The sequence below is a fragment of the Microcoleus sp. Pol11C3 genome, assembly GCF_036701485.1.
Classification (GTDB): Bacteria; Cyanobacteriota; Cyanobacteriia; order Cyanobacteriales; family Microcoleaceae; genus Microcoleus.
On the sequence record NZ_JAUBQW010000076.1, the window covers coordinates 21,568 to 30,303 of the forward strand.

7 protein-coding genes are annotated in these 8,736 nt (G+C 45.5%); all 7 read right to left on the reverse strand.

The genetic code is table 11. The features are described from left to right. Positions 1–187: 187 nt before the first annotated feature. Positions 188–694, reverse strand: coding sequence for a MogA/MoaB family molybdenum cofactor biosynthesis protein (locus tag QUA40_RS17590; protein ID WP_006632696.1), 507 nt, complete (start codon positions 692–694; stop codon positions 188–190). A gap of 172 nt (positions 695–866) precedes the next feature. Then, complete coding sequence (gene psb28 / locus QUA40_RS17595; protein ID WP_333128042.1) at positions 867–1,202, reverse strand: photosystem II reaction center protein Psb28; 336 nt, start codon at positions 1,200–1,202, stop codon at positions 867–869. Between the two features lie 326 nt (positions 1,203–1,528). Further along, positions 1,529–2,989, reverse strand: a complete 1,461-nt coding sequence (locus QUA40_RS17600; protein ID WP_333128044.1) for a DUF1565 domain-containing protein — start codon at positions 2,987–2,989, stop codon at positions 1,529–1,531. A 307-nt stretch (positions 2,990–3,296) separates the two neighbouring features. Beyond that, positions 3,297–3,893 carry a Uma2 family endonuclease gene (locus tag QUA40_RS17605; protein WP_333128047.1) on the reverse strand — a complete coding sequence of 199 codons (597 nt, stop codon included), beginning with the start codon at positions 3,891–3,893 and terminating at the stop codon, positions 3,297–3,299. A gap of 166 nt (positions 3,894–4,059) precedes the next feature. Beyond that, positions 4,060–5,787 carry a hypothetical protein gene (locus tag QUA40_RS17610; RefSeq protein ID WP_333128049.1) on the reverse strand — a complete coding sequence of 576 codons (1,728 nt, stop codon included), beginning with the start codon at positions 5,785–5,787 and terminating at the stop codon, positions 4,060–4,062. Between the two features lie 124 nt (positions 5,788–5,911). Further along, positions 5,912–6,892, reverse strand: a complete 981-nt coding sequence (locus QUA40_RS17615) for an SMP-30/gluconolactonase/LRE family protein (protein WP_333128051.1) — start codon at positions 6,890–6,892, stop codon at positions 5,912–5,914. Between the two features lie 266 nt (positions 6,893–7,158). Further along, positions 7,159–8,631 carry a M48 family metalloprotease gene (locus QUA40_RS17620; RefSeq protein WP_333128053.1) on the reverse strand — a complete coding sequence of 491 codons (1,473 nt, stop codon included), beginning with the start codon at positions 8,629–8,631 and terminating at the stop codon, positions 7,159–7,161. Between the last annotated feature and the right edge of the window lie 105 nt (positions 8,632–8,736).

The following is an 8,736-nucleotide window of genomic DNA, read 5'->3' on the forward strand; positions in this document are numbered from 1 at the left end:
CCCGTTTCTTGCGGTGAATGCAGTCAGTGGATTTTAGATTTTAGATTAAAGAATTGAAGAAAGCGACCTCACTGCTAAACCCGGGGGCTTGCGATGAGGATTCAAAGCTTTTTTCTCGCTCCACCGATGCCTCGGGCGACTTGTAACCAAATTTATTTCGGTCAGTCAATTAACCGAACTTTCGCTCTCACCCTCCGCGCAACTGCGTTACCAAGTGAACTAATTCTGGTAAAATTAGCTTTTCAACAGCTAGTTTCACACCATTGCTAGAGCCGGGAAGAGAAAAGACTAACTTGCCTTGATACACGCCTGCAACGGCGCGAGAGGCGATCGCCCTCGAACCAATTTCTTGATAGCTCAAAAACCGAAATATCTCCCCAAATCCCGGTAAAATCCTGTCTAGCAAACTCTCCATCACATCATAGGTCGTATCTCGGGGAGCGATGCCCGTGCCGCCGTTAAAAATGATTGCATCCACATCTTCACGCTGGGAAAAAGCCTGCATTTGCAATACAATTTTGGCCGCATCATCTTTAACAACAGTGTAAGCTACCACAGAGTGACCCGCATCCTTTAGCAGCTTCTTAGTTAACAAGCCGCTATTATCGGTTTCAGCCGAGCGCGTGTCGCTAACAGTAATGATAGCGCAATTTACGGTTATTTTAGATAAGTCGGGGTGAGGAATTTGCGTCATATAACAGATGTTGAAGGAAAAAGGAAGAAGCAAGAAGGAAGAGGGAATCAGGAAAAGGGAAGAGGGAATAAGTCATTAGTTAGTTGTAATTTGTTCGTTCTTAGTTATTCATTATCAAATAACCAATGCCCCATACCCCATGCCCCATGCCCCATGCCCTATTCCCCATCAATTATGCCTTGCTAAATCCTAAGCCGTTTGCTTCCGAGTAGCGTTCCATGAAACGCATAAATCGATCCCATTCTGCGGAACTTTTCATTATATAAAGAGCTTCCAAACCGGCTGGCTGACCGTTGATGAACTTAGCATTAACCTCGCGAGTGAGGATTTCGCCTTCTTCGTCGATCATGTACATTCCAGTAATGTCTTCGGTACTGCTGCTGCTGAGAGCTTTGGGATTTTCAAAGATAAACGTGGCAGTGCCTTGCTCTCCGCTTTTAGAACGGGTTAGGCGCACTTCGGGCACAGCATCTTCGTCTATACCCCGAGAGAATTGAATTTTAGCCATAATCTGACACTCGAACCTTAAGGATTGCTTAATTTCTTAATGTTTAATCATAAAACGATTCGGGTACTCGCAAATCAAGACTTGGGAGAGTGGGAGTGGGTGAGAGTGGGTGAGAGTGAGGCAATCGGAGACAAGGGCGAGGGGTGATGGGTTGGTTCTTCTGAGATATTGCACCATTCTCAATAATCCTTTCCGGGCGGGCAGGATGCCAAACCCACAAGAAAATCTACTCTTTGTGGAACAGGCATCTTGCCTGTTCTTAAGAATGGTGCAAGATGTGAGTTCTTTGTACCCCAATTTCTCCTCTCCCTTGTCTCCTAATTCCCTCAGACGATGTAGGGAGAGTTAATGGGTTCGGCCCGCTTTGTGGCTACCAGAGTTTGGTAGATAAGGGCGGATATCTCGCCACGGGTGATGTCGTGGGCGGGGGCAAGCTTTTCGCGCGCTGGATAGTTGACCACGATTTTGCGCTCTGTGGCGGTTGCTATCTCGTCGGTGGCAAAACTGGGAATCTGAGATCGATCGACATAAACGCTCAAAGAATTGGGGTTGCCGCCCGCCAACTGCAAGCCGTTTACCAAAGATACGATCGCCTGAACTCTAGTCAAATTCTGCTCCGGGCGAAACGTGCTGTCTGGATATCCAGCCAAAAAGCCAGCTCGATTAGCTTGGACGATCGCACCTTGCGCCCAAAAATCCGCCGCCACATCCTTAAAAACCGTCGCCTCACGGCGCGGCACTAATTCAAACGCCTTGGTTAACATAGCCGCATACTGAGCTCTAGTTACAATCTCGTAAGGTTGAAAAGTGTCGTTGGGAAACCCGCTAACAATATTCATCTTTGCCAAGCGATCGATAAAATCCTTGGCCCAGTGCGTGCTGATGTCGCTGAACTTTCCCCCCCCAGGAGTCGGAGTTGGCGTCACATTGCCCAAATCAAATAAACCTTTCACTCGCGAAGAATTGAGCTGATTTCCCACCGCAAAAATCTTCACCCCAGTCGCGTTTTGCAAGTCGAATTCGCCGTTATTCTGAAAGATATTGCCACCCAAATCTTGAGCCGTACCAATATCTGGCAGCGACTTCCCCACCGCAGTCAAACCATCTTCAGTATTTTTTTCAATGCGATTCTTACGCAAAATCGGCTGAGATTCCCCCGCTAAAACAATACCGGATCGATTTTCCAAAATTTGGTTATCAACAATCAAAGGAGCCGACTGAGCTTGCAGAGAAATGCCCAAAACCGTCTTTTGAAAAATATTGCGCCGTATTACTCCCTTAGCAGTTCCCGCCGTAATTACGCCAGCGGCTGAGTTTTCCACAAATATGTTGTCGAGAATCGCAGGATTAGCAGTGCCCGTGGCAAAAACGCCTTCGCGCTTACAAAGTGTGAAAGTGCAGTTAGCCACAGTCGGAGAAGTTGACTCAATCCAGACTCCCGTGCCGCGACTATCGAGATTAGTAACAGTTACTCCGCGCAATTCCGAATTAGTTGCTAGCAGTATCGTGATATTTTGGTCTGCAGCGGTGGGACTGACAAATTTGCCGCTGCCTTGAATCAGAATGCCTCTACCTTTGTTAATTTCATTACCAATAACTTTTACTCCCGAGGGAATTTCCAAGGGGAATTGTTCGGCACTACCAACGCTGTAAGTTCCCGGTGATAACTGAATCGTAGTTCCCGATGCAGCGCGGGCGATCGCGCGGGCTATAGTTTTGAATGGAGCCGATTGGATGCCGGCTGCGGAATCGCTGCCTGTTGCTGGGTTGACGTAAAGTGTTGTCATGTTTTTGCCCAAGAGATAATTGGCGATCGAGCTTTTGTGCAATTTTCATTGTCTGCGAACTTGACCCCGGATCTATATTCACCTTTGATTGCGGAGGTTATTTAATTGCACGATATCCGCAACATTACCTATCAGGAGTAGCCACCGCAGGGGGATTCCCCCTACAAAAGACTGTATTTCTCGTTCCCAACAACAGCAGAACCAGACTTATTTAAGAAGTCCGGGATCTGGGGATGCTATTTTTTCCCAATGTGGCCAAAACCACTAAAATTTCGATCGCCAATTAGGAAAATCGAACGTTTTGCTGTCATGTACGATCGATCGAGATTCCCTGCCCAAAAACCTTAACCGCTTCAGCCAAATCAGTTTCACCCATTAAAATGCAGCGTCTTAGCAAATCGATATCGAGCGTTTCCAATCCTGACAGTTTACTCTGAATTACTTGCTCGTAGCCATCTTCCCGGAGATGATACAGCCGCAGCGTGCCATCTTCCCAAAACCAGATTTCAGGCACGCCCAAAGCTCGATATTTTGGCAACTTGCTCAGTCCACCGCTAGTATAAACCACCTCGATCGACAAATCGGGAATCAACTTAGGTTCTCCCAAACAAAACGATTTGTCTGCTTGAGTAGAAGCTTCTGGCGTCTTCTCCTGCGTCATTGAACCAGAAGGGTAAAACTTAATACCTTGTTGCAGCAGAAAAGTGGTCACCAAGTAACCAATGATTTCAGAAAAATTTTCGTGTTGGAATCCCGGCATCAGAATCTCGATCGCCCCTGCAAAAAAAGACAACTTTATGCCAGGGGAATCTTCCGAAACCTTCTGGATTAACTTGAATTGCTCCCAAGTGCCGTTGAGCACCACTCGCCCATCGAGAATTTCCCGATCGAGAACTTGTGTCATTGACCCGCACCATTATCTCCTATCGGCATTATAACGCATTGTGCGATCGCCCCTACAGAAGATCCATGCAGCGATTGTAGCTGAGGAATCCGAACAGTTCTTTATAGTTCCCATGCTCTGCCTAGGAACGCAGATGCTTTAGCTCTGCCTCGTCTTAACTCCCAGCCTATTTACCAATACAAGACGCATCCAAAACCACTACAATTTGATTCTGAAAAACAGCACAACTTGTCATTGCTGAAGCTAAGGCGGGAATTTTTTCTTGTTTGAGAGCAAGCATCGCCTCCGGTGTAGAATCAAAGTCATCGATCCAGCGGTAGTCCTCTACATACTGAAGAGTCAAAGCATTGCGATCGAGCATCCAAAAATCAACTCCATAGCTGTTAATAAAGTTTTGCAATACAGCTCGATCGGGAGTGTACTGAGCGCGAATTAAATCGCTAACTCGCTGCCGATACCGGCTGTAGTAGCCTTTCTGATAAGGCACTGCATATTCCTTTGCAACCAAAACAGAACGCTGACTAAAAGTTGGCAAGTAATCCGTCTCTGGGGCGATCGAAGCAATCAGAATATCTTTAGGTTGTTGCTGAAAAAATTTGTACAAAGCTGGAATTTTACCTTCTACATACCCGACTGTGGGAAATTTTTCGACCAAGCAGGGATAAAGCACCACTGCGACAGCGATTATCGCTATCGTAATTAGTGCAACTAGATTTTTCCAAGAAAATATTGTTGCGGTTTTTGATGCCCAATGACAGACTCCATCGATAATAAAAGTTAGGGCGATCGCAGTTATTAAAACAACAATAAATCGCAAGCTGTAGGCAGTATAGCGACCGGGTTGATATAGCTTAAAAATGGTGGCGTGAGCCGCAAAAAACATCGCTGATGATGCTAAAAATAGCTGAAGCAAAAGCCAAATTTTTCTTTGAATCTGATTTGCTAAGGGAAAAGCCGATCGCAAAAACAGCAGCAGCGGAAATAACAATCCGACACAGTGAGTTACAGGCGTAAACAGCGACTTGGGAAACATCCCGCTGCCCCGCCCTGTCAACCAATAATCTTTGGGGTTTGGACGAAAAAAAGCATTTCTGCCGTCGGGTGCAAATTCGCCCATTTGCTTCGCTTCTGCTGCGGTATAAGTTGGGCCAAATTCAGAGTTATCTAAGGCATAGGGCAGCATTACTAAAAAGATTACTCCCAAACCTGTAGTGCAAAATAGGTAATTAGTACGATCGCCCGACAAGCGCAAACCGCCGTTTTCCCAGCATAGCAGCCGCAAAACTAAAATTCCAGCAGCAACCAAGGCGTAAGGAGGATAGAATAGTCCGATGAGGGCGATCGCTCCTAAACAAGGCAGCAACGAACTGCGCGACAAATAATATAAAAAAGCCAGAAATATCGGATATATAAAAGCTCTTGGCGTTGTGGAAGCCAAATCATCGGTCATCCACATATGCTGATTTAACAGCAAAGATGCAATAAATCCAGTCATCGGCACTGGCAACATTTCTAGGCAAAGACCAAAACAGTAATAAGTGGAGATTAAGCCTAGAAATAGCGGCAATATTTTGTGAAACAATAGCGGGTGAATGCCAATTGTTGCGGCTAATTTGTAGAGCGTGCTGTATCCTGCAGGGGCGACTGATTGAAAGTAATTAGCAATGAAATCGTTGGGGAATAATTCAGGATCGACAAACCGCATCATCCAGAAAACGTGCTGCCTCGCATCGTCTTGCACCATATACTCGGCGCTAAAGACTTGCTTGAGTCCTAAAATAGCATAGATGGTGGCAAATGTCAGGCTGAGAGTTAACCAAAATATTGTGTGCGATCGGGATTTGCGATCGACTGTAGCAGTTAGAAATTTGTGCAACCGAGCTATTAATACCATTAGAGATTTGAGATTCGAGATTAAAGAATGGGGAATGACTGATTCTCAAACCTAAGATTATATCATGCCCCGTCAATTACCCCTAATAAAAACCGCTTTACTTTCAACTTCGCCCGATTTTAGATCATTTTCCAGGCCGCACACCCGCAATTTTAAGGCGAATCCGATACAGACTTGTATTTGCCGTAATATAAAGCGTTTTGCGATCGCTTTCTCCCCAAGCCAAGTTAGTCGCCGTCTCAGGCACAGAAATCTTCCCCAAAAGCTTACCATCCGGCGATATAATCCACACTCCCCCCGGCCCGGTGCTGTAAACATTCCCCTCTAAATCAACTTTTAAACCGTCGGGAACTCCGCCTTGACTAGCGTCTTTTAAATCCGCAAAAAGCCGCTGATTGGTAAGAGTTCCGTCTGGCTTGACATCGAAAACAGCAATGTATCCCGCTTCCGAATTGTTGACATAAAGTTTTTGCTCGTCGGGTGAAAAAGCGATGCCATTCGGCAGCACCAAATCCTTAACCAGCAGAGTTAATTTTCCGTCGGGGGCCAGCCGGTAAACACCATAAAAACCCAATTCTTCCTGCTCTTTACTAACACCGTAGGACGGATCGGTAAAATAAATGCTGCCGTCGGATTTAACAACCAAATCGTTCGGACTGTTGAGCCGCTTGCCCTCGTATCTATCCGCCAATGTGATAACTTTGCCGTCCTTTTCTGTGCGGGATACGCGGCGATTTTCGTGTTCGGCAGTAAGTAAGCGATTTTCTTTGTCTAAAGTATTGCCGTTGGCTTTTCCCGAAGGGCGGCGAAATACCTCAACTTGCTGATTTGAAGCAAATTTATAGATAATATTGGCGGGAATATCGCTGAACAGCAAAAAGCCGTCTGGATGCCAAATTGGGCCTTCTATAAATTGGAAATCGCCAGCTACTTTTTCTAATTTCGCACTGTCATCAAGAATATCTTGCACGGTGTTTTTTTTCTCCCTGTTTTCCGTCTGGGCGCTCAACTTTGTTAAGTTACCCGTAACTTTTTTGCTCGGGTTGGAGACTGCTAAACTTAATACTATCAACAACAAACTGATTGTAGCAATTTTGAGTGTCATGTTTGCTCATAACTGAATTACTTCCTTCCCACCATAAGATTACCTATCTCTTTCTTTACTTCTTCCTTTCTTATTTCTGTGCCACAAGAGTGCTATCGCGCCCCTGCGCTAACACGTCGAAAGTGGTTCGGCAACTTACTATTTTGATATAAAAAAAGATAATTTAGAGCGGTATTAAGTTCGATAGTACCCTATGTAACAAAAAAAAGAAGCTCGCATTTTCGAGCTTAATTATATTTAACTTAAAAGGTTTCACCTGTCAACTATTAAGCAGGGAATGACACAAATAGCGCTAAAATACCGATCGCGATCGCCCCTATACCCATCACAACAGACCAGAAGCGGTGATAACTCTTAACTGTAGTACCGCTATCGCTTTCAAGCTGAATCAAATCCATCCAAGGTGCAACACCCCGGCGGAACCAACCCAAAGTCCTAACATCCATTCCAATCAAACTTTTAACCCGTTTCATGCCAAACAGCAAATTACCAATTGGCCCAAAACGAGAAGCATAGCGCAGATAAATCATTCCCGTTCTGTCTTGCAATTTCAAATCCGAACCGAAGCTATAACCTGCATCGCCACGACCAATTAATTCGCCTTGTAGTTGCGCGGGTTGACCCCGCAAAGGACTTGCATAAGGGTCAGACATCAAGGTTAAAACATCCAAATGTTCGGCTTGTTCGTAATTCGGGAACATCACCAGAGTTTTGAGCAAAATTCCCACGCCCAAACCGATTAAAGGACAAGCAACCATCATCATCGGATTTACAACATACAGCGAAATGCCGATCGCAAAACCCACAGCTAAGCCCAGAGTTTCTGCACTGTACAGCAGTAAATCGAAGACAAAATTACCGTACAATCTCCGCTTGCTCAAATCGTTACCTTCGCCGACAATCCGGCCCATGTCAAACTCAACATCCAAGCCTAATTGTTCGGCATAAGTGCTCAAAGCGCGAACTCGTTTACCAGTCAGCGGGTGAGTCGAGTTCAACTCCATCCACCAACCCCACGGATTAAACATATCCCAGAGAAACACTCGCCCAATTTTTTCTGGTTCCGAAGTAATCCGGTAAGCAGTACCGGTAGATGTGGCAGCTTTGGCATCGTAAATGCCTAAAGCGCGAGTTCCTTCTAATAAGCGGCTGGGTTCGGTGGCTCTTTGTCCTTCTTCCAAAATACCGTAAGCAATTTTTACCAAAGCGCGAGACAAAGCATTGGGGTTGCCAGTAGTTTCGGCTGCAAAATGGTCGGCAAAATATTCTCGCGTCCGCGACAAATACAGCAACAAATAAGTGCCGACGATGTAAAACAAATAAGCCACAGCAGCTACAGTACCGGTCGCATTTTTAACTTTTTCGCCACCCCTTCGGCCGAGGCTTTGAGCTGTAGTGTAAATTAAATAAGTAATCTGCACCAAAGTCGAAGCTAAAGTCATTACTGCAAAGTCCCAGTGGACGATGTGACCGAGTTCGTGGGCGTAAACAGTGGCAATTTCTTCGTCGTCTAAATAGGTGAAAAGACCTTGGCTGACGACTAAGCGAGCGCTGTTGGGAAATGAACCGTAAGTAAAAGCAGTAGGGTTTTGGTCGTCGATAATTCCTAAACGCGGCTGAGTCAGTTTTTTCTGCTTGCAAACCTTCTTAATAACTTTCGCTGTTTCCGGACTTAGGCTTTCAATTTCTGCTAGGGAAACCCAGCGGGTATTGTAGAGCCAATTTTGGGTTAAGTCCATCAAGTAAGGCGATAGGAAAAAAGCAGCGATGGCTCTTCAGAACTTATGGTGATAACTTTATCTAATAAAAGATAGACTCGTGCATAAGACTAGAAGCTGAAACTC

Excerpts from the sequence above, each read along its gene's own strand:
- QUA40_RS17590 (WP_006632696.1), bottom strand. The coding sequence starts at position 694 with ATGACGCAAATTCCTCACCCCGACTTATCTAAAATAACCGTAAATTGC.
- psb28 (WP_333128042.1), bottom strand. The coding sequence starts at position 1,202 with ATGGCTAAAATTCAATTCTCTCGGGGTATAGACGAAGATGCTGTGCCC.
- QUA40_RS17600 (WP_333128044.1), bottom strand. The coding sequence starts at position 2,989 with ATGACAACACTTTACGTCAACCCAGCAACAGGCAGCGATTCCGCAGCC.
- QUA40_RS17605 (WP_333128047.1), bottom strand. The coding sequence starts at position 3,893 with ATGACACAAGTTCTCGATCGGGAAATTCTCGATGGGCGAGTGGTGCTC.
- QUA40_RS17610 (WP_333128049.1), bottom strand. The coding sequence starts at position 5,787 with ATGGTATTAATAGCTCGGTTGCACAAATTTCTAACTGCTACAGTCGAT.
- QUA40_RS17615 (WP_333128051.1), bottom strand. The coding sequence starts at position 6,892 with ATGACACTCAAAATTGCTACAATCAGTTTGTTGTTGATAGTATTAAGT.
- QUA40_RS17620 (WP_333128053.1), bottom strand. The coding sequence starts at position 8,631 with ATGGACTTAACCCAAAATTGGCTCTACAATACCCGCTGGGTTTCCCTA.